23 protein-coding genes are annotated in these 19,548 nt (G+C 49.4%); 13 read left to right on the top strand and 10 right to left on the bottom strand.

Annotated elements, in window-relative coordinates; translation table 11 throughout:
* Positions 1-888 precede the first annotated feature (888 nt).
* The 13 genes from NI000_RS15745 (at position 889) to NI000_RS15685 (ending at position 9,216) form a co-directional block, all read left to right on the top strand.
* Positions 889-2,235 (top strand): helix-turn-helix domain-containing protein, encoded by a 1,347-nt coding sequence (locus NI000_RS15745; RefSeq protein ID WP_253412064.1) that lies wholly within the window; start codon positions 889-891, stop codon positions 2,233-2,235.
* A gap of 305 nt (positions 2,236-2,540) precedes the next feature.
* Positions 2,541-3,101, top strand: coding sequence for a cupin domain-containing protein (locus NI000_RS15740; RefSeq protein ID WP_253412062.1), 561 nt, complete (start codon positions 2,541-2,543; stop codon positions 3,099-3,101).
* 105 nt (positions 3,102-3,206) lie between these two features.
* A complete protein-coding gene (locus NI000_RS15735; protein WP_253412060.1) occupies positions 3,207-3,638 on the top strand; it encodes an NUDIX hydrolase in 432 nt (143 codons plus the stop codon).
* Positions 3,639-3,817: 179 nt separating this feature from the next.
* Positions 3,818-3,985 (top strand): aspartyl-phosphate phosphatase Spo0E family protein, encoded by a 168-nt coding sequence (locus NI000_RS15730; protein ID WP_010503758.1) that lies wholly within the window; start codon positions 3,818-3,820, stop codon positions 3,983-3,985.
* Positions 3,978-4,232, top strand: coding sequence for a hypothetical protein (locus NI000_RS15725; protein ID WP_253412058.1), 255 nt, complete (start codon positions 3,978-3,980; stop codon positions 4,230-4,232). The genes NI000_RS15730 and NI000_RS15725 overlap by 8 nt, the downstream gene beginning before the upstream one ends.
* Positions 4,233-4,388: 156 nt before the next feature.
* Positions 4,389-4,919: a HEAT repeat domain-containing protein gene (locus NI000_RS15720; RefSeq protein WP_253412056.1), complete on the top strand. Its 531-nt coding sequence runs from the start codon at positions 4,389-4,391 to the stop codon at positions 4,917-4,919.
* A 110-nt stretch (positions 4,920-5,029) separates the two neighbouring features.
* A complete protein-coding gene (locus tag NI000_RS15715; RefSeq protein ID WP_309247901.1) occupies positions 5,030-5,326 on the top strand; it encodes a helix-turn-helix domain-containing protein in 297 nt (98 codons plus the stop codon).
* A complete protein-coding gene (locus tag NI000_RS15710; RefSeq protein WP_253412147.1) occupies positions 5,263-5,529 on the top strand; it encodes a hypothetical protein in 267 nt (88 codons plus the stop codon). Before NI000_RS15715 ends, NI000_RS15710 begins: the two co-directional genes overlap by 64 nt.
* Positions 5,530-5,545: 16 nt before the next feature.
* A complete protein-coding gene (locus NI000_RS15705; protein WP_253412055.1) occupies positions 5,546-5,791 on the top strand; it encodes a hypothetical protein in 246 nt (81 codons plus the stop codon).
* Between the two features lie 197 nt (positions 5,792-5,988).
* Complete coding sequence (locus NI000_RS15700) at positions 5,989-6,816, top strand: M23 family metallopeptidase (RefSeq protein WP_253412053.1); 828 nt, start codon at positions 5,989-5,991, stop codon at positions 6,814-6,816.
* Between the two features lie 101 nt (positions 6,817-6,917).
* On the top strand, positions 6,918-7,433 hold the full coding sequence (locus NI000_RS15695) for a DUF4309 domain-containing protein (protein ID WP_253412051.1): 516 nt from the start codon (positions 6,918-6,920) through the stop codon (positions 7,431-7,433).
* A gap of 714 nt (positions 7,434-8,147) precedes the next feature.
* Positions 8,148-8,609, top strand: coding sequence for a lactococcin 972 family bacteriocin (locus tag NI000_RS15690; RefSeq protein WP_253412049.1), 462 nt, complete (start codon positions 8,148-8,150; stop codon positions 8,607-8,609).
* Positions 8,610-8,787: 178 nt separating this feature from the next.
* Positions 8,788-9,216 carry a hypothetical protein gene (locus NI000_RS15685; protein WP_253412047.1) on the top strand — a complete coding sequence of 143 codons (429 nt, stop codon included), beginning with the start codon at positions 8,788-8,790 and terminating at the stop codon, positions 9,214-9,216.
* Between the two features lie 90 nt (positions 9,217-9,306).
* On the opposite strand, the gene NI000_RS15680 is transcribed toward NI000_RS15685, so the two are convergent.
* The 10 genes from NI000_RS15680 to NI000_RS15635 all read right to left on the bottom strand — a co-directional run bounded on the left by NI000_RS15680 (position 9,307) and on the right by NI000_RS15635 (position 19,545).
* Entirely contained in the window at positions 9,307-11,022 is a 1,716-nt protein-coding gene (locus NI000_RS15680) for an adenine deaminase (protein WP_253412046.1), read from the bottom strand.
* Positions 11,023-11,046: 24 nt separating this feature from the next.
* Positions 11,047-12,108, bottom strand: a complete 1,062-nt coding sequence (locus NI000_RS15675) for an ABC transporter ATP-binding protein (RefSeq protein ID WP_253412044.1) — start codon at positions 12,106-12,108, stop codon at positions 11,047-11,049.
* 15 nt (positions 12,109-12,123) lie between these two features.
* On the bottom strand, positions 12,124-12,912 hold the full coding sequence (locus NI000_RS15670; protein ID WP_253412042.1) for an ABC transporter permease: 789 nt from the start codon (positions 12,910-12,912) through the stop codon (positions 12,124-12,126).
* Positions 12,913-12,917: 5 nt separating this feature from the next.
* The gene (locus NI000_RS15665) at positions 12,918-13,739 is read right to left on the bottom strand and encodes an ABC transporter permease (RefSeq protein WP_253412040.1); all 822 of its coding nucleotides are present in this window, start codon (positions 13,737-13,739) and stop codon (positions 12,918-12,920) included.
* 30 nt (positions 13,740-13,769) lie between these two features.
* On the bottom strand, positions 13,770-14,702 hold the full coding sequence (locus NI000_RS15660) for a nucleoside hydrolase (RefSeq protein WP_253412038.1): 933 nt from the start codon (positions 14,700-14,702) through the stop codon (positions 13,770-13,772).
* 117 nt (positions 14,703-14,819) lie between these two features.
* Positions 14,820-15,902, bottom strand: a complete 1,083-nt coding sequence (locus NI000_RS15655; RefSeq protein WP_253412036.1) for an ABC transporter substrate-binding protein — start codon at positions 15,900-15,902, stop codon at positions 14,820-14,822.
* A gap of 244 nt (positions 15,903-16,146) precedes the next feature.
* Complete coding sequence (locus NI000_RS15650) at positions 16,147-16,494, bottom strand: hypothetical protein (RefSeq protein ID WP_010500265.1); 348 nt, start codon at positions 16,492-16,494, stop codon at positions 16,147-16,149.
* 196 nt (positions 16,495-16,690) lie between these two features.
* Positions 16,691-16,993: a hypothetical protein gene (locus NI000_RS15645; RefSeq protein ID WP_253412034.1), complete on the bottom strand. Its 303-nt coding sequence runs from the start codon at positions 16,991-16,993 to the stop codon at positions 16,691-16,693.
* A 176-nt stretch (positions 16,994-17,169) separates the two neighbouring features.
* On the bottom strand, positions 17,170-17,949 hold the full coding sequence (gene pdaA / locus NI000_RS15640) for a delta-lactam-biosynthetic de-N-acetylase (protein WP_253412032.1): 780 nt from the start codon (positions 17,947-17,949) through the stop codon (positions 17,170-17,172).
* 255 nt (positions 17,950-18,204) lie between these two features.
* Positions 18,205-19,545, bottom strand: coding sequence for an FAD-dependent oxidoreductase (locus NI000_RS15635; RefSeq protein ID WP_253412030.1), 1,341 nt, complete (start codon positions 19,543-19,545; stop codon positions 18,205-18,207).
* Positions 19,546-19,548 lie beyond the last annotated feature (3 nt).

Raw genomic sequence — 19,548 nt, 5'->3', positions numbered from 1 at the left:
TTTAGACACTTTTGACAGCTGTTTTAGTAGCATTCGGGACGAAACGCTCCCGAATGCTTTTTTGTTGAAAAAAATTATTCCAAAAATCATAAATCCTGTACATGGAAAACGATCAATATAATAGGATTCGGGAATGGTTAATATGAATAAAAAGCGAAAACGGAAAATCAGGAAGCTGCGGCAGCGGTTGATGAGATTAGTTGAGCAAAAGCTTATTGTCAGACGAGGAGGAGTTCATCCGTTAATGAGTATCTGAATTTCCTAGAGCCTCTACACAGCTAAGAGATGATTCCTGTACTCGTCAGGGGTCATCTTTTTTTGATTCCGTTGGAACGCCCTGAAATCAGGTTACACATATATTCCATGGAAACCCTCGAAAAAAGGATGAGATGTAATGAAGGAACAAAACCCAGGTGAATATCGGTCCCAGACCGATGCTTGGAAACCGCGTCATCCCCAATCCTATTGGAGTGAGTTTTCGGAAGAACCGTTGGCGTGGTATTGGAAACTGTTGGGGTACGGGGGAAGAGGCCTAATCTATGCGCTAGGTGTCTGTTATGCCGCTCTTGCCATAGCCGCTATGTTCTATTATGTCATTGCGTTCGCTCGTTTCGTACTTCGTTAGCCATCCCCACCCGCAATGTCGTTTGCATTTCTCCATAGATTCACCGAAGGTTAATTTTAGTTTATTCCTCCCTAATTAAACCCAATCTATAAAAAAAGAGAAAAAATTCCTTTAAAATCAAGATTTCGCGAAAAGCAGCTAAAATTTTTTGATGAAAATTGTAAAATTAATCCTTATTTTCAACCAAACTATGAATATTTTCGTTTCATAGTAATGGTATATTGTGGTAAAATAAACTTATCAATTTGAGGAGGGCGCCTTTTATGCGGGTTGTTAACCGGTCTTTGCGCGTGGAAATTGAAGACCAGATGAAACTGCATGGCTATAACCTTAATCAAGTGGCTGAATTGACGGGGATTAATGTCGGAAATCTCAGCATGGCGTTGAATGGTGTTTCCCGCGCAATGACAATCCGTCAATTAGACGCTTTGGCAAGAGTGTTCGGAAAGGTTCCCGGATGGCTGTATGAGCTATATACGGAGGAATGCATTTCCGAAGAGAAATTGTCCCGGCCGCGATTAATTCCGTACTTGGTACGGTGTGCCGAGGTTGGCAGAAACGATTGTATTGAACCGGTAATCTCTAAGATTTTGGATAATCCGAAGAACGTATCCGTAATTTTTCCTGTTGCAGAAAAACTGTTTCAAAAGGCAAAATATAAGGAATCGGCACGCTTTTATCAACTTGTTGTCGACAATGTAAAAGATAGTTTCTCCGAGATGCTGGCTATGAGTCACTATCGATTATTTCTGATCGCTCAAGGCACAGATGCCGAGAAGAACTGGAAATCGGTTATACAATTTGAACCTTTTAGAAAACGCTTGCCGGAAAACCACCAACTCGCAGCTCTGTTAAAGCTGGCCAAGGTTTGTTATTCGTTGGAGAAATGGAACGAAGTCGAACGGTTTGCTGAAGAACTCACAGAACTAAGTTCTGTTCTTCATGAACTAAGAACAGTGGAAGAAGTAGCGATTGAGCGTCACCTAGTATATTATTTGGGCATGGGCCTTTTATTTAAGGGTGCTGTTTTAGAGGAAAAGGGCTTGTACGAAGAGGCTAAAAAAGTTGTACAAGATTACGCTCATCTTGAAAGGTTTGAACCTCTGGACAAAGAGGGATTGAAAGAGGTTGAAAAATTTAAAGTTTTCGCGAAAGCGAACCTCTACACCCTGGAAGTATTAACAGGCAATGATAGTATCCTGAACGAATATGTAGAATATTTGGAAGGGCTAGATAAACTTAATGAAATCTTGTCCGGACTGACTACCATTTTGAAATCAGCGAATACATACGGCTTTTGTATTGAACAAATACTTCAGCGCTTTTCCAGGTCTATCAACCGTTTCGATTCTTTTGACAACGATTTAATTAATTCCGGGAGACATCTTTGGTTTCGCTATCATAAAGCGGTTTATGAGTTCAGGAATGGGAGAATTGAACAGGGAATCGATGAGACTTTACGCTGCATTAGCTTAGCTAAAGAAATGAACCGACATGAGGATTTTGCCCGATGTGTTTCCTTATTTGAAAAATATCGAGGATATGCATCAAAGCGACAAATTAAGGATTACCAAGCAACAGTTATAAGAGAGGAGGTGGATAGAAAGTGAAAAAAATATTCCTGACTCTGGTTGTATGTTTCGGTTTGTTTAGTGGGTTGATAGGTCATCTCCAGACATCAAGCCCCGGTGAATTGATTATTAAAGCGCTTGTCCATGGCGTGGATTATTAGAACTATTACAATATTAAGCTTCGGATAAAGCATCCCAGTTGCTCTTGGGGTGCTTTTTGTCGAAAGCTTTGTTATTCAGCTAACAACAATTTCTCGAAGTAATACATCACAGAATAAAAGTACCCTTCCCAAGCCATCGTGAATAACCTATTTTATGCTTTGTGAAGGGAAGGAGTAAACCAAATGTTTTACTTTGAGTATATGTATCCATATCCCTACTACGTTAACGAACCAATGTATAGCTATGTAAGACAACCTGTGTACTGGGCGATTCCCCAAGAAATAGACCATTCATACCGATTCGGTCATCGGCAATCATCAAACATGAATGGCAGTATTGAGTTAAAAGATTATGGAAGAACACCATTTGTTGTGGATATTAACAAGGCTACCAAGCAAAACAATACATTTCGTACTGCCGTATGGACAGGGAAAAACTTACAAGTGACTCTGATGAGTATCAATGTCGGGCAAGACATCGGTTTAGAAGTTCATCCTACCGTTGACCAATTCTTGCGTATTGAAGAGGGGCAAGGTGTCATCCGCATGGGTGATACTAAAGATACCGTAAATTTTCAAAAAAGGGTATATGATGATGATGCAATCATGATACCTGCTGGTAAATGGCATAATTTAATAAACACGGGCAATACCCCGCTTAAACTTTATACGATCTATGCTCCACCTCAGCATCCATTTGGTACGGTTCATAACACGAAAGCAAACGCAATGGCTGCTGAATAGAACCATATACTTACAGAAGTTCTCTACTCTCATCCTCAATGAAACTTATTCCCACTTATTGGCGTTATGTTGGTGTAGGCCAATATGTTCATAGGGGGCATTATTTTGTCTAATAAATTTATGGGCTCAGCATCAGTAATATCGGATTCAGAAGGGCGCGTTTTGTTAGTAAAGCATAGCTACGGCAAGAACAATTGGGATCTCCCAGGTGGAAAAGCTGAAGTGAAGGAATCGGTCCAAGAAACCGCAAAGAGAGAAGTACTGGAGGAAACAGGGCTTGAAGTCGAAGTCGGTCAATTAACCGGCATCTATTATGACCCAAATCATGATATGCATCACTTTGTCTTTATAGCAACCAACAAACATAATAAAAGCCCCGAACCAAGCTCGCCTGAAATTTTGGAATGCAGGTATTGCCCGATTGACGATCTCCCCAAACCAATTAGTGACTTTACCGTGAAACGAATACAAGATGCCTTTAATCCGAATAGACAGCAACTATTTCACACCATAGGACCGAGACAATGGATTGAATGATAACCTCGCTTGATATTACCGCCTCCTCAAGGGGCGGTTTTGTTATGAGCGCAGACAAGGAAGCATTCTGGACAAAACGTACCAGGGTGCATTTTTTGTCGAAAAAAATATTTCTCAAATTCTAAGACCCTTAATATGGAAAAACGGCATTATTATAGAGATAAGGATGGTGGATATGTATGAGTATGAAACTAGAACAGAAAATCAGACAGCTACGGCAGCAGTTAGTGCGACTGGTTGAGGAGAAAGGTTCATTATCGCACGAGGAGGTGGTACAGCTAAGTCAACGTCTGGACCGGTATATTCTCATGGCTCAAAAGTCTTCTAAACTGAAAGTGTGTGGATGATACAATGCTGCATGATTATCTACTGGCTGGGGAAAGCGAGGAACGGATTCTCTATCTTGCCCGGATTGGCGCGATCTTTGAGAGACTATACGGCCTCAAGGATATACACGATGCTGAAAGCAGGGCGAGGGCGAATGCCGGTGTTACGGCCAAAATGCTGGCCGAGCTTGGTTATAGTAACGAGCAAATTGAAACCGTTTTGCGCGAGCGGCTGTTATTCCATAAGAAAAATAAAACGAACCACTAATATATCGATTCCAAAAGCAGCAAAACTCCATGCCATATTTCCAACGGAAAACAGCCGTTTAGTGCTGATTTAAAGGACCCTTGGAAGCAGGTCTTTGTGATTGGAACGGACTATGTGACTCCTTGGAGCTGATCTTTGGATCTTTAGGAGGATTCGATGAAATATATGAATTCTGCACAAGCCATTATGTTTTTGAAAGACAATCAGCCCTTTTCTAAAGATACGGAGGAAAAATTCGAAGTCATTAAGAAGTATAACGACGTGAGGGTACACTTCTTAAACCATCCTGATCCGCAGTGCATTCCATTATTTCTAAATTCATTTGGCGAAGGCAGCGGCTTCGGGGTCTATCAACTCATTGAAGATGTTTTGATGAAGTTTTCGATAGAACAGGTCGTTCCGCATTTAATTTCGGCACTAAAAAGTGAACATATCGGCGTCAGGTATTGGTGTACGCATATCGCTGCATCTTTTCCGACCCCAAGCTTAATTTCCCCTCTCAGCAATCTGCTTAGCGACCCCGATCCCGATATTAGATGTGCGGCGGTAACTGCCTTGTCCCAAATCGAGGATGACAGAACTATCGGCATATTAAAGGAAGTTCTGGAGAAAGAAGACGATCCAGACGTTCTTGATCTCATTCAAGAAGCTATGAATGAATCCAAAATCGATGCAGCCATACCCTAGTAACCTTGACTGGCATTTGCCCATCAAGGTTACTTTTTTTAAATAAAATTCACCAGATTTGATGCTAGGAATTTTTTTATTTCCCTGTTATTTTATGTTAATTCCCTGTTATGGTAGTATGGTTTTATAGATTTAGGGGAGGGTGTTCCGTGCGGATGGATGATCGCTCTTTGCGGCTGGAAATCGAAGACCAGATGAAGCTGCATGGCTACAGCCTAAATAAAGTAGCCGAACTGACGGGGATTAACGCCGGAAATTTGAGCATGGTTCTAAATGGCCGGTCTCGTGCCATGACAATCGGTCATTTGGACGCTCTGGCAGAAGTTTTTGGGAAGCCCCCCGGATGCTGTACGAGATCTACACGGAAGAATGCATCTCGGACAATAAGGTGTCCCGGCCGCGCTTGATCCCGTATCTGGTGCGATGTGCGGAGACTGGTCGAGTGGATTGTATTGAACCGGCTATTTCCAAGATTCTCGATAACCCCAAGAACGTGTCCATTATCTTCTCTGCGGCAGAGAAGCTTTTCGAGAACGGAAGGCTGGAGGAATCGGCGCGTTTTTATCAACTCGTGGTCGACAATATCAAAGACAATTTTCTTCTAAGCTGAAGCTGAAGGTGTGTGGATGATGCAGTATGAAAAGTTATTGGTCGGGGAAAGTCAGGAGCGGATTGTCTACCTTGCCCGGATCGGCGCCATCTTTGAAAAGCTTTACGGCATCAAGGATTTACATGACGCGGTCTACAGGGCATCGTCAGGTGCCGGATTTGCCGCCCGAAGATTGGCCGAGCTTGGCTATTCAGAGGAGCAAATAGAAAAACTTTTACACGAGAGAATGTTTTTTTATCGGGTGAACAAATTAGGAAACTAGACATTTAACTGAAACCATCTGCAATGCAGCTGTGATTAAAGACCTCCAACGCTTGTGGCTTTCGTGGCCGGGACGATCTTTCTATTCATTGGTAGACAATATGCCAATAGGAATTATTTCTAAGAAAATGAAACTTTTTCGTGCCGTCAATAAGACTGTAGAAAAGGTTCTACAAAAAAATCCAAGGAGATGAAAGTATGAAAAAAAAGATTTTTTTAATTACTTGCGCCCTCTCTATGATTACCGTTGCATCAGCTTCAGCATCTTCAATTAATTTAGAGCAGAAGCCAACAGAAGCATCAAAAAACGTAGTCCCGATGGATGTCCCGACTGGATATGGTGCAATGGGGTGGCAATGGCCAACTACTGTAACAACACTTTCTGACCCCTTTGGTTGGACGGGGAGGCGTTTTCATAAAGGGATTGACGTTTTAGTGTATAAACAAGATGTATATGCTACAGCAGACGGGGAAGTAATTGGTGTTGGTAAATATGGAAATGGGACAGAATATGTCACCATAAAGCATGACGACAAAGCCATTGAACCAGGAAAGACGAATAACAACCTCATCTCAAGATATCTACATCTAACCAAAGATTCCCAAAAGGTTAGTACGTATCAGAGAGTATCGAAAGGCCAGAATATTGCTGTATCAGGGAATACTGGGGCTGCAACTGGGGGTAAAGATAACAATTACCATTTGCATCTCGACATCAATAATGTAGCTAAGGATCTTCCTGCGGATAATGAAACGATAGATCCAATGCTATTTTACCCTAATCAGTTATCTTCCTTTAAAATGGACGGTAACGCAAGCAACGATAAGGAGCTCCATCTATATGAAGACGAGGAGCATTCTTTTGACGTGTCAATGATGAATCATGTTGGCAAGGAGAAATTCGACGCTTGGTTTGATAATCTTCAACCTCATGAGCGGACAAGAACTGCGTTTAAACAGCATTTCAATATTTCCGATCAACTATTAAACGAAATCTTGAAAAAAAATGATATAAGAAAAAGATAGTTGGTATAATGATACTAACTATCTTTTTCTTGTTATTTATGGAATTATACTTATGGAGGTGGATTATTGTGGGAATAAGGATGTTCTTATTGATAGCGTTCATGTGGGTATTAATTGGTTGTAATGCACAAAACGATTCGAGGGATCACAACGATAAATTAAAATCTCAGTCGATAGTAGCTATAAAAGAAGCGGCAATTAAGGGTCAAATGAAAGGTATGGAGGTCCCGTTAAAATCTACTTACTCAAAAGTTGTTGAAGTGTATGGGGAGCCTAAAGGAATCTCGAATGAAGAGTGCTGGACGTATTCGTTTGGTCATTCCAAAAGTGAGGCGGACTTTTATTTTAGTCATGATTCATGTGGCGAAGATCATAATGTTTTAAAACCGGAAACAATCCTTAACAAAATTTCAGTTCCGGTTGAGTCTCTTCAAATCCAGATGACGGCAGAGGACGTAAAGCTCGCATTAGGAAAACCCGACAAAGAGTATTGGAATGAAGCATATGATGGCTATTATCTTATATATGACTTAGATCAATACCATTTGGTGTTTTTTGCAAAAGAGAAGACCGATCCTATAAATATCAGCCGGGTGCAAGTAATCAGCACCAGCTAAAGTTATGACGCCCTTGGGGGATCTCCAAGGGCTAATTTATTTTCGATGGGGGTTACGGTGGGTTTCGCTTAGTTCATTAACTTTGCGCGCCCTGGGGATCGGCTGCATGAAATCGAGCTGTAAATGTCTATACCGGTGGTGAGTGAAGACGGCGAATCGATTAAGCCTCGGGCTCATGTTAATCGGTTGGAATGTGGTTCTGCTATCACAGAGCAATTTACGAGTTTACAAAAGAACGCTACGAAAACGGGATCAAGGAAACGATATTCTGCATTTCGCTATGCTTGGAGATGAAGCGATACGAGTACTTGGCCCGCTGCGTCGCTTTATTTGAGAAGCATCGGAATTATGCATCCGAAACCCAAATCCAGTATTACGAATCGATCAGGCTTTGGGTGGTTTAGCTGGGCAAAACGCCAGATTGGGTATCAATAGAATTATGTCTAAAGCATTCTGACGACAGGATGCTTTTTTATTGCGAAAAAATTTTCAAAAAACGAAGAACCCTTAAAATGGAAAATAAGTATTATTATTGATTCGAGGGGAGCGAGAATGAACACAAATTAAAACGGAATTCAGGAAGTTGCGCAGCATTTGGTTCCGAAAAAAAGGTTCATTCTCTGAAAAGGAGGTGGTACGTGCAATCAACGTTGAGATCAGATGCTTCTTCTAAGACTAAAGTGACGTGGATGATGAACTGAAGGATGACTACTTTTGTTCAAGACCGACAAAATAATAACCAAAACAATTCTAAAAACGGGAGTGAGAAGCTCTATGCTTAAGAAACGTATTTTAGGTGTAACCATGGTTGCAATACTCGCTTTATCCTCTGGACAGGCAATGGCTGCCAAAGAAGACGCAACGAGAGGTTCGGTAGATCTAACCAATGCCGATGTAACGCCGTTTGCCGTCTCCCCAATAACAATGGAAACCACTGAGAATGTTGGGGGCGGAACATGGGATTATGGTACTAAGTCGGAATGGCAGGGTTGGCTGGTGTGGAAAAAGCGAGTGTGGTCAAATTATAATCATCCGACCAAAGCTCATGCTTCCACAGCGTCGATAGGAACTCAGACTAACTTCAGCGGATATACATTATCTGGAACGACATCGTATGCTAGTGCTCTTGGAGATCTTTCTGCTCAAACGCACGCATACTGGCAAACATATGAATGATATGAAATAATATGGTATAAAATCATGAATTGGTAAAGAAAAGCATTATCATAAACTAAATAAGTTTATGGTAATGCTTTTTACAATATCATTCCTGGCCCGGCCTTCACCAGCGTTTTGGCGGGTTCTGCAGCAGTTTGCGGATGATGCAAACAACCTACTAAGGAGTTTGTTTAAATTGAAAAAAATCGTAGTAGCTTTTCTTATTATGGCATCCGTTCTCTCTTTTTATATCTCCTTCAAGCAAACCGATAATGAAGAAATCGGAACAATAGAATCGCTAGAGGAGAATATAGCAAAAGGATTCGTCATCCCGGATGACCCCATGCCGGGATCAGGCTCGTTCCAACTGGAGTCAGGGACGAAGGAGGCGGTGGCCTTGAGTCTTAAATATCCTTTGAGCTTCGGAATTGTTTTGGGCGTCATGCATTTCGTGTGGGGCTTGACGATTCCCGATGTTTGGAAAATCGTTTTAGCCGCTTGTTTAGTCATGGTGCTGGAATATCCTCTCGATAAAACGGGTATCACCAACCGTGTAATCCCGGTTCCTATGGGGATAGCGGCTTTCATCATGATCCCCATATTATTGTACATCATCACGCAATGAACGTTCGGCGGAACCAGTACAATATAACGGCCCTTGCCCGCAAACTTCGCGGCAAGAGCCGTTTGTTTAAACTATCTGTTATCCCGTTAACTACGCCTCGACCAGCAGCGGTACAACCTTGCCCGCGTTAACGTCGATCAGGCCCAGATCGGTAATTTTGAGCGCCGGGCTGACCGGGAGCGAGTGCGTGCTGATCGACATGATCGGGTTGTAGTGCTTATACCCGAGCGACTCCATCGCTCTTCGCAGCTTCTCCACTTCCTTCGCCGTCTCGTCGAGCGGCGCTTCGGTCAGGATGCCGCCGACGGGCAGCGGCAGGTGCGCCAGCACTTGGCCCGCTTCCACGACGCAGAAGCCACCTTGGCTGCGGATCACTTCGTTAGCCGCGAGCGCCATATCGGCCGGGTTGTGCCCGACCACGAGCAGATTGTGGTTGTCGTGCGAATACGTCGTCGCTACCGCTCCGCGCTGAATCGTATCGCCGCCGATCAAGCCGTACGCCCGGTTCCCGTTCTTGCCGTAGCGCTCGAACGTCGCGATGAGCGCGTACGGGCTTTCCTGCCAACACAGCTCGCCGTTCCGGATCTCGACCTCGCCTCGCACATCCTCCGTGAAGGTGGAGCCGTCCTTGACCTGCATCACGCGGCACGCATGGCGGCCGTCCGCCGCGCCTTCCGGCCGCACAACAAAGTCCGCTTCCGTCAGCAGCGGCAGCTGCACGCTATGGTAGTAGTGCGCCGGGAACGCGTGGCCGTTTTCCTTCGGAACATACGCCTCGCGCACGTCATACACCTTGCGGCCCTGCTTGTACACTTGATCGATCGTCAGCTCCCGCAGGTCCGACAGCAGCACGAAGTCGCCGATTTTGCCGGGAGCGATGGTGCCGCGGTCATGCATCTGCATCCGGCGCGCCGGGGTGAATGTCGCGGCGTAGATTGCCTTCTCCGGCGACATGCCCATGCGGATCGCTTTGCGGACAATATGGTCCAGATGGCCGCGCCGCTGGAACGAGTCGGCCATCACGTCGTCCGTCACGAAGCAGAAGTGCTCGGAGACGTCGTTTTGGATCAAATAGTTCATGACGTCATCGGTCATCGACTTTTCTTGAATCTCGATGAACATGCCCGCGCCGATGCGCGCTTCCATCCCTTCGATCGTCTGATGCGTGTGGTCCGAATCGACCCCGGCATAGATAACCCGGTGCAGATCCAGATCGAGCAGCTTCGGAACATGCCCCTCGATGACGAGCTTCGGATAATGCTTGCGGATATGCGCCAGAATCCGGTTCGTTTTGCAATCCGGGTCCGTGATAACGTCGACGTAGTTCATAATTTCGCCGAGACAAATGATGTCTTCCGTCCGCAGCAGCTCGTCCATGTCCTCGATCTCGATCGTGCCGCCGGTCGATTCCATCGACGTGGCCGGTACCGAGCTCGGAATCGCGTAGAACATGTCCGCCACGCAGTCGCGACTCGCCTCGATCATCTGCTTCACGCCGCTCAGGCCGAAGACGTTCGCCATCTCATGCGGCTCGGGGACGATGGTCGTCACACCGCTGCGGATCAGCCCGTACGAGAACGTCTCCGGCGTGACCATCGTGCTCTCGATATGCAAGTGAATGTCGACCAGACCGGGGATCATGTAGCGGCCTTGGCCGTCCACGATTTGACCTGCTTCGAACGTCTCTGTCCCGCGTCCGCCGATATAGAGGAACGATCCGTTCAAGACGGCGACATTGCCTTGAACGAACCTTTTAAAATAGCTGTTATATACGTGTACCTTCTCGATCAGTAAATCCACTCGCATGATGCCGGTACCTCCAAGTCGTCGTTAGTCTACCAGGACCAATTTGTCCGCCGGGAACAGCAAATGCACCTGCTGCCCGCTGATGTAAGGGACTTCCATCTCCTTGTTGACCGTAAAATCCCCAAGGTCCGTCTCGACGACGTACTGGTAGCTTCTTCCCAGAAACGTGCTTACCTTGATGCCGCCCCTCACCCGGTTCGGTCCGTGACCGATCTCCTCCGCGGTGCCGAGCTGCATATCGTCCGGGCGAATCGCGCCCTTCTTGCTTGTAGTTCCTTCCGCGCCGGGCTGTCGGGCGGCATGGAACGTATAGCCCTTCACCTTCAGCTCGATGCCGTCGCCGGCTTCGCGGCGTTCTTCGAACGTAATGAAGTTGTTGAAACCGATGAACCGGGCGACGAATTCGGTTTTCGGGTATTTGTAGATCGTGGAAGGCCGATCCAACTGCTCGATAATGCCTTTGTTCATGATCGCGACGCGGTCGGAGATGGAGAAGCATTCCTCCTGGTCGTGCGAAACATAGACCGTCGTAATGCCGAGCTCCTGCTGAATGCGGCGGATTTCGACGCGCATATTCACGCGCAGGTTCGCGTCCAGGTTGCTGAGCGGCTCGTCGAACAGCAGCAGATCCGGCTCGATGACGAGCGCGCGGGCAATGGCCACCCGCTGCTTCTGCCCGCCGGACAGCGCCTTAGGGAACCGCTGCTCAAAGCCCGACAAGCTCACGACCTCCAGGATGCGCAGCACGCGCTGCTTGATGTCGGCTTCCGGCACCTTCCGCAGGCGGAGGCCGAAGGCGACGTTATCGTATACGGACAGATGCGGGAACAGCGCGTAGCTCTGGAACACGAACCCGAAGTTCCGCTTGTTGACCGGCACCCGCGTGTAATCTTTGCCGTTCAGCATGAATTTGCCGTCTTTGGCTTCGAGGAAGCCGGCGATAAGCCGCAGCGTTGTCGTTTTGCCGCAGCCGCTTGGGCCGAGCAAGGAAATGAGCTGCCCCTTCTCGACCGTCAGGTTGAAGTTTTGCAGAATATATTGGTGATCATAGGCGACCGACACATTTTCCAAGGATAGCAATGCCATGGGTACGAGCCTCCGTTATCGTTTGGTAAAGTAAGAAAGGCCCATCAGCCTCTCGATCAGGAACATGAACACCGCCGTGAACAGCATGAGCAGTACGGAAATGGCGGCGATGGTCGGATCGAAATAATTTTCTACATAGGTCAGCATCTGAATCGGCAGCGTGCTGACGCCCGGGCCCGTCATGAAGACGGAAATGTCCACATTGTTGAACGACTCCAGAAAAGCGATCAGAATCGCCGCGATAATCCCCGACTTAATGTTCGGGAGGACGACCTTGAAGAACGTTCCGAGCCGTCCGGCGCCGAGACTAAGCGCAGCCTCTTCGATGGCGAAATCGAAGTTCGACAAGCTGGACGCGATGACGCGAATAATGAACGGAAGCATGATGACCGTATGACCGACGAGCAGCGCCGTGTAGAGCGGCAGATGATACGTGACGATCAGGTATTTCAGCATCGTAAACCCGAGCACAATACCCGGGATGAGCACGGGGGAAATAAAGAAGCCGTTCAGGGCGTCTTTTCCCTTGAAGTCGAAGCGGCTGAGCGCATAGGCCGCAGGCACGCCGAGCAAGAGCGCGAACAGGTTGCCGAGAATCGAGACGACGATCGACGTTTTGAACGTGCTCATGAACATTTCCACTTCGAAAATTTTCTCGTACCACTTGAGCGAAAAGCCCTGCGGCGGAAATTTCAGCACGGTTCCCGGCTCGAACGAAGCGAAGGCGATAATCACCAGCGGACCGAGCAAAAACATATAGACAAGCAGCGTAAACAGGCCGAGGCCCCGGTTGTTCTCCTTCATCCCTTCTACCCCTTCGGATTTAAAGTGTTGGCCAGTTTGTTCATCAGGCTGATAACCACGAACGTAATCGCCATCATGATCGTCGCGATGACGGAGGCCGAATACCAGTCATTCAGCGTAATTGCATTCTGGTACAGGAACGTCGAGATGACGCGCTGTTTCCCGCCGAGCAGCGCCGGAGTCGTGTACGCGGTCAAGCTGCCGACGAAGACGAGAATGCTCCCGATAATGAGACCGGGCACGCTGAGCGGGATCACGACTTTACGGAACGCGGTGAACCGGGACGCCCCAAGGCTCTCCGCCGCTTTGATCAGATCGGCATCGATGTTCTCCATGACGCCGACGAGCGTGATGATAATCAGCGGCAGAAACAGGTGGATCAGACCGATCATCATCGCGGTCGGCGTATACAAAATATCCAGCGGGTCCTGAATGATCCCCATCGCAAGCAGCGCCGTGTTGAGCAGCCCCTTCTTGCCGAGGACGATCATCCAGCTGAAGGAGCGGACGACCGAGCTGGTGAGCAGCGGGAAGATCGCGAGCGCGAGCAGCACGCTCTTTTTCTTCAGGCTCTGCCGGGAAATATAGTAGGCGACCGGAAAGCCGAGCAGAATGCAGATCGCCGTCGTCACCAGACTGACCTGCAGCGTCGTCAGCAAAATTTTGATAAAATACGGGTCCTTGAAGAAATGCAGGTACCCGTCGAACGTCACAGTCCCTTTCTGGAAAAAGGTGGACCCGATCGTAATGAGGATCGGAGCCGCCATAAATACCGTCAGGAACAACAGTCCCGGCAGCAATAGCAAATACAGATACGATTTCTTCATCGAACGGTTCTCCTGTTCCTGGATTGGGGGCTAACGGCTCAGCGTCTGGACGAACAGCCGGAGAAAAGCGTCCGCGTCCACATCGGTGCAGACCTGAACGTTCGGCTTCTGTCCGAGCCGGTTCTGAAAATCGCAGACCGTCTGGCCGTCGCACAGCTCGCTGCGGGTTTCCACATCGACGTAATAGGGCTTCGTCGTGACCACCTCACGGGTCAAGGCCACCCCGACGGCCAACGGATCGTGCAGCGCGCAGGCGCGGACGCCGTTGCGTTCGGCGTAGCGCTGCATGTAATCGGCCGTGCTCTCCTTCACGTAGCGGCCGATGGGCGTATCGCCGAGCGCGGCTATATGCTCGTCCTTGAGCAGCGCGCGCCGGGTCACATCCAGCCCGACAAGCGTCAAGGAAGGGAATCCGGCGCGCAGCACGAGCTTTGCCGCTTCCGGGTCGACATACATGTTGTACTCCGCCGTCGGGGTTACGTTCCCGAAGCCCGCGACGACACCGCCCATAACGACGACCTCTTTCACGTCGTTCACAAGGCCGGGATATTTCATCAACGCGAGCGCCAGATTGGTCAACGGAGCCGTCATAATCAGCGTCACTTCGCCCTGGTTTTCACGTACGCGGTCCACGATGTAGTCCGGCCCGAACCCCTTGGCCGCGCCTTGATGGACTTCCATGTCCCGCAGCGCCCCGCCGAGGCCGTCCGCCCCGTGAATCCGGTGTTCGAAATAATGGGGGCGCAGCAAGGGCCGATCAGCCCCCCGGATGACCGGGATGCTCGCTTCGGCGCCCAGCATCTGCAGAATTTTGCAGGTGTTGGCCGTCGCTTGATCCAGCGATACGTTGCCATTCACGGTCGTAATGCCGAGCACGTCGAACTGCCCGCTCTTGACCGCGAGCAGAATGCCTAACGCGTCGTCCACGCCCGTATCGACATCGAGGATTACTTTTCGTTTCATGCGCTCCGTTAGCTCCTTTCCATACTCCCGATATGAAAACAAGGGTACATGTCGGATCATATACCCTTGTCCAGCGTTTCGATTATGGTCATGCTATCGCGTTGCTTATTGCGTTACTTATTGTGTAACTTCGCGGTTCCAGCGGTCGATCCAGCCCTTGAGGTTCTGGTTGACGAATTTCATATCCAGCTTGCGCAGCTTGTTCACGACATCCGCGCCGTACGTAATGCCTTGCGCTTCTTCCGGCTTGAGCTGCAGCGTCGTGTTCACCGGCGAATCGATTTTAGACTTGGCCGATTTCTCCTGTACTTCCTTGCTCAGGTGCCAGTTGATGAAGTCTTCCGCCAGCTGCTTGTTTTTGCTGCCCTTCACGACGTTCACCGTGTTCATGATCGCGTACGCGCCTTCCTGCGGCGTAACGAACTTCGTATCCGGCACGGCGGCCTTCAGGTCCTTCACGTACATTTCCATGATCGGTCCGGCAGCGATTTCGCCTTGGGCGAACATGTTCACGAACTCGGACGTTTGACCGTAGTACTTCACGACGCTTTTATTCAGCGTCTTCAGCTTCGCGAATGCTTGATCCGCGTTGAATGTCGAGCTACCAGCCACAGTCGAAGCCGCATCCAGAATCATCGGGCCGCTCGTCGACGTAATGTTCGGCAGCGTCAGTTTCTTCGCCAGCTCGGGGCTCCACAGATCGTTCCACGATTTGATTTCCTTGCCCGTCGCTTTCGGGTTATAGGCGATGCCGAATTGTCCGATCGTATAAGCCGGACCGTAATCCTCGCCGAGCGGCGCTTTGGCGATGTCGTAAATATCCTTCAGGTTCGTGATGCGGCTACGGTCGATTTTCTCGAACAGCCCCGCTTCGATGCCCTGCTGCGCGTAATAGTCCGAGAGGTAGATCAGATCGACGTTCGAGCTGCCCTGCTTCACTTTATTCAGGCGCTCGGCGTTGTTGCCGATTTCCAGCACGATCTTCACGTTATGCTCTTTCTCGAATGGCGCGTATACTTCTTTCTTGAAGAAGTCCTCGGAGAAGCCCCAGGTGGAAATGACCAGCTTGGTCGGCTCCCCGCCGCCCGCTCCCGGTGCTGCGCCCTGCTCTTTGTTTCCTCCCGCTTGGCCGCATCCGGACAAAGCCAATCCAATCAGCGAAACGGAAAGCAAGCTGCGAATCATTCGTTTTTTCATCATCGTTCTTCATCCTCCAGTAGGAAACATTCCTGTATCCATGATTTAAGATTTGTAGAAACGTTTAGCAGTATACTCTCATCGGCATCGGTTCTTCTTGCATTTTATTTAAAAAAGAAAAAACGCCCTTAAATAGAAATAAATCTTCTACGTAAGAGCGCTTTTTCTTCGTAAACAAAGATAAGCGGCATCTATGGCAATGCATGCGGTCCGCTCGATGATAGATCAACGCCGCGGCTCCGGCCTGTTATTTCGGTTCGTGCAGAATCACATTCGTAATCGCCCATTGCGTCGCCGGGTCGTAATCCCTCAGCAGCGCTTCGATCTCCAGCCCGAATTCCTGCTCCAGCTTCTCACGAAGCTTCTTCTTATAGATCGAAGACATGTAAAAGTCGACCTCGTGCTTCAGCGTAGGCGCCTCGCCTTCGAGCGCATCCGAGCGCGGCGAACGACGATGCTTGGCATAATACGTGATGATCCGGTCGTCGATCGTAACCCGCAGCAATGTCGTTCCGAAGCCGAACAAGCTCTTCGAGATTTCGTTGTACAGGTGGCACAGCTTCTTTTTATTTTCATTCGTGTCGATCAGGGGCATTCGTTCACCTTCAAGAGCAACCGGCTTTTTGTGATGCGACGTAGTTTAATAATACATAAGAATTTGTAATTCTGCAAGCGATTGTTCGGATTTTTTGCCGGTAAAAACGATTTGAAATGCCTTTAATTAGCAAAAAATAGTCATTTTCCGAATAAGAGGTTAAACAGAATCAAGAGCCGAGTGCAATATATAATTTTTAATTTTTTTTATTAAGGTAAATAACAAGAAAATTAACTATCGACATTATCACTACTACAATAAACATAATAAAGGAAACAGGATCGCCACCGATTGCAAGTTCATCAGAAAGAATACCTATTTGATACGTCATATAAGCGGATACTACTAAACAAATAAATGAGATACTCGATATTGCCACTTCATTAATTGGTTTAAATTGTTTTTTCTGGGATATAGCCATGATCAATGAAATGGCTTGAATAATGATAAAGAAAATATATATTGGCCTAAAATTAGTAAAGATAATGACATCGTCCAATGCTATTCTCCCCCCTTAAAAGAGAAGTCCCATCCTATCATATATTATGGCATAGGGAGGGTACAACCGGCGAAAAAGCGCCGCGAGCCCTATTTCCAGGATTCGTGACGCTTGCTGCGGCGGGAGCGGCCCCCGCACGGTATGGGCCGTCCCGCCGACCGGCCGGCCTGTCTCCGCTAGTAAGACCTGACCGTCAGCTGGTCCAGGCTCTTGAATTCGTAGCCCTGCTGCCGGGCGCCGTCGATGATTCTTCCTAGCGCGTCCGCATTGTCCTTGGATACCGTGTGCAGCAGAATAACGGCTCCGGGGTGAAGCTGGGCCATGACTTGGTTGTAGGCGTAGTCGGCCCCCTTCTGCGCCCTCGTATCCCAGTCCTTATAGGCAACCGACCAGAACACGCTCGTGTACCCGAGCTCCTTGCTTACCGCGAGGCTGCGGTCGTTGAAGATCCCCCGCGGCGGGCGCAGGTAAATCATCGTCTGCCGTCCGGTAATTTGCGCTGCGTCCGCTTTTACCTTTTCCAGCTCGTCCTTGATTTTCCCGCTCGAAATCTGGGTCATGTCGGGATGGCTCCAGGAATGGTTGCCGATCAGATGGCCTTCGGCCGCCATGCGCCGCAGCAGCTCCGGCTGATCCTTGATGTAATGCCCGGTGACGAAGAAGATCGCGGGGACTTTCTTTTCCTTCAGCACGTCGAGCACGCGGGCAGTATACCCGTTCTCATAGCCGTTATCGAAGGTGAGATACAGCTCCTTCTGTGTCGTATCCCCTAGAAAAATAGCCCCGTGCTTCTCCACAATGGGCTTGAAGCCTTCTTCGTCGATGGAGGGACGGCTGCCGTTCTTGCTCTTCTTGAACCCGAAATGATAGGCGCCGTCCCCTGCGGCAGCCGCTTGGCCCGGGACGGCTGCCAGCAGACCGGCCAGCAGGATGGTAGCGATTGCGATACGTTTCAAGGGTTGGGCTCACTCCTTCTTCTTTTTGTCAGCTAGGAGTCATTATCCCTCGTCCCTCGAAAAATATGTGCACGAAATGTACAGCAGCCTTCAAACGACCCGAAGCGCGCTGAGGCTCTCCGCCAGCTTCCGGATCGGGTGCGTGCATTAGACCCTACGCTACTCCGCGATGACAAAAAAAAACCTTTGGCCGCAGGCTTTCTCAAGCCTTCGACAAAGGGGTAAAAACACGAAGATCCGCCATACCGGCCGGCTTTACAGCACGGCGTTTCCTCGGAGCAGCCGCTCTTGCAGCAGCTTCACGTCCAGCTCGCGGGCCGGCACGTCGAGTGTGCAGGCAAGCGCCGCCGCCGTACCGGCCGCCTCCCCGGTGGCCATGCAGCTCGGGGTCAGGCGCGTCGTCGCCAGCGCTTCATGCGTCGTCGAGATGCACCGGCCGGCTGCAAGCAGGTTATCCAGTCCCTGCGCGATCAAGCTGCGGTACGGGATGTCGTAAGCGCCGCTGCCCTTAATAAAAGCGGACGTTACGCCTTTCCCCGACGGATCGTGGAGATCGATCGGATAGCCGCTGCGGGCGATCGCGTCGTCGAAACGACGACCTTCGAGCACGTCTTCAATCGACAAGCGGTATAGCCCGTCGATGCGCCGTGTCTCGCGGATGCCGATCTGTGCGCCGACCGATGAGATGGACGCTTTGGCGAAGCCGGGAATGCTCTTTTGCAAAAACTCGGCCATCATGAGCACTTGCTTGCGGCCGATGGCCTCTGCCAGTGTCAAATCCTCAACGCTTGTGCCGTCCAACCCCTGCACCCGGGTGCAATTCACCAACACTTCGTCCTCGGCCGGTCCGGTAAAGAACAGCACCTGATCGCGGTTAATCGGGACTTGCCCCGCCTTCCATTCGGCATAAAAACCGGATACGCCGGTTAGCGGAAGGCGGTCGAGCTCGGCAAACGGCGTTTTGTGATAAAAGTTAGCCGGATTCTCGATCATCGCCCGCCGGACCGCTTCCAGGTCGACGCCACGCATACGGAATTTCATCGTCATCGGCTGCGTGCGCTGATCCTCCTCCCTGCCTTTCAGGGTCGGCGCTCCGGCCAAGTGCGCGATGTCGGCATCGCCTGACGTGTCAACGAACATGCGTCCGCGCACATCGATCCGGCCCGATTTGCCGGACAGCGATACGGAACGGATCTTGCCGCCTTCCACTTGAACCTCGTCCGCAAAGCTGTGGGCCAGCAGCTTCACGCCTGCTTCCTGGAGCATATCCACCGCGAGTACTTTGAAAATTTCCGGATGGTACGGTGTTACCGAATAGACGAATCCGACCGTGTCGCGCAGATGTCCCGGAGATCCGCCCCGCTCCATCAGCCGGTCGACGATTTCCTGCGCCAGTCCCTTGATCACTTGCTTGCCCTGCTCCGTATGAAACGTCATCCACGGGTAGACCGAGGCTGCCGTAGACATGCCGCCCAAAAATCCGTACCGTTCGATCAGCACGGTACTCGCGCCCTGACGACCCGCGGCAATGGCAGCGGCGATCCCGGCCGGGCCTCCGCCAACGACAACGACATCCGCTTCAAGCGTATGGTTCATTTT

The sequence above is a fragment of the Paenibacillus tyrphae genome (genome assembly GCF_024158745.1).
GTDB classification, from domain to species: Bacteria; Bacillota; Bacilli; order Paenibacillales; family NBRC-103111; genus Paenibacillus_G; species Paenibacillus_G tyrfis_A.
Note: the sequence above shows the minus strand (reverse complement) of the source record. Positions and strands in the feature narration are given on the sequence as shown.

Coding starts and splice junctions, on each gene's coding strand:
- NI000_RS15670 (WP_253412042.1), bottom strand. CDS start 12,912: ATGAAGGAGAACAACCGGGGCCTCGGCCTGTTTACGCTGCTTGTCTAT.
- NI000_RS15700 (WP_253412053.1), top strand. CDS start 5,989: ATGAAAAAAAAGATTTTTTTAATTACTTGCGCCCTCTCTATGATTACC.
- NI000_RS15730 (WP_010503758.1), top strand. CDS start 3,818: ATGAGTATGAAACTAGAACAGAAAATCAGACAGCTACGGCAGCAGTTA.
- NI000_RS15695 (WP_253412051.1), top strand. CDS start 6,918: ATGTGGGTATTAATTGGTTGTAATGCACAAAACGATTCGAGGGATCAC.
- NI000_RS15710 (WP_253412147.1), top strand. CDS start 5,263: ATGCTGTACGAGATCTACACGGAAGAATGCATCTCGGACAATAAGGTG.
- NI000_RS15720 (WP_253412056.1), top strand. CDS start 4,389: ATGAAATATATGAATTCTGCACAAGCCATTATGTTTTTGAAAGACAAT.
- NI000_RS15665 (WP_253412040.1), bottom strand. CDS start 13,739: ATGAAGAAATCGTATCTGTATTTGCTATTGCTGCCGGGACTGTTGTTC.
- NI000_RS15650 (WP_010500265.1), bottom strand. CDS start 16,494: ATGCCCCTGATCGACACGAATGAAAATAAAAAGAAGCTGTGCCACCTG.
- NI000_RS15745 (WP_253412064.1), top strand. CDS start 889: ATGCGGGTTGTTAACCGGTCTTTGCGCGTGGAAATTGAAGACCAGATG.
- NI000_RS15705 (WP_253412055.1), top strand. CDS start 5,546: ATGATGCAGTATGAAAAGTTATTGGTCGGGGAAAGTCAGGAGCGGATT.
- NI000_RS15740 (WP_253412062.1), top strand. CDS start 2,541: ATGTTTTACTTTGAGTATATGTATCCATATCCCTACTACGTTAACGAA.
- NI000_RS15680 (WP_253412046.1), bottom strand. CDS start 11,022: ATGCGAGTGGATTTACTGATCGAGAAGGTACACGTATATAACAGCTAT.
- NI000_RS15655 (WP_253412036.1), bottom strand. CDS start 15,902: ATGATGAAAAAACGAATGATTCGCAGCTTGCTTTCCGTTTCGCTGATT.
- NI000_RS15715 (WP_309247901.1), top strand. CDS start 5,030: ATGGTAGTATGGTTTTATAGATTTAGGGGAGGGTGTTCCGTGCGGATG.
- NI000_RS15675 (WP_253412044.1), bottom strand. CDS start 12,108: ATGGCATTGCTATCCTTGGAAAATGTGTCGGTCGCCTATGATCACCAA.
- NI000_RS15660 (WP_253412038.1), bottom strand. CDS start 14,702: ATGAAACGAAAAGTAATCCTCGATGTCGATACGGGCGTGGACGACGCG.
- NI000_RS15635 (WP_253412030.1), bottom strand. CDS start 19,545: ATGAACCATACGCTTGAAGCGGATGTCGTTGTCGTTGGCGGAGGCCCG.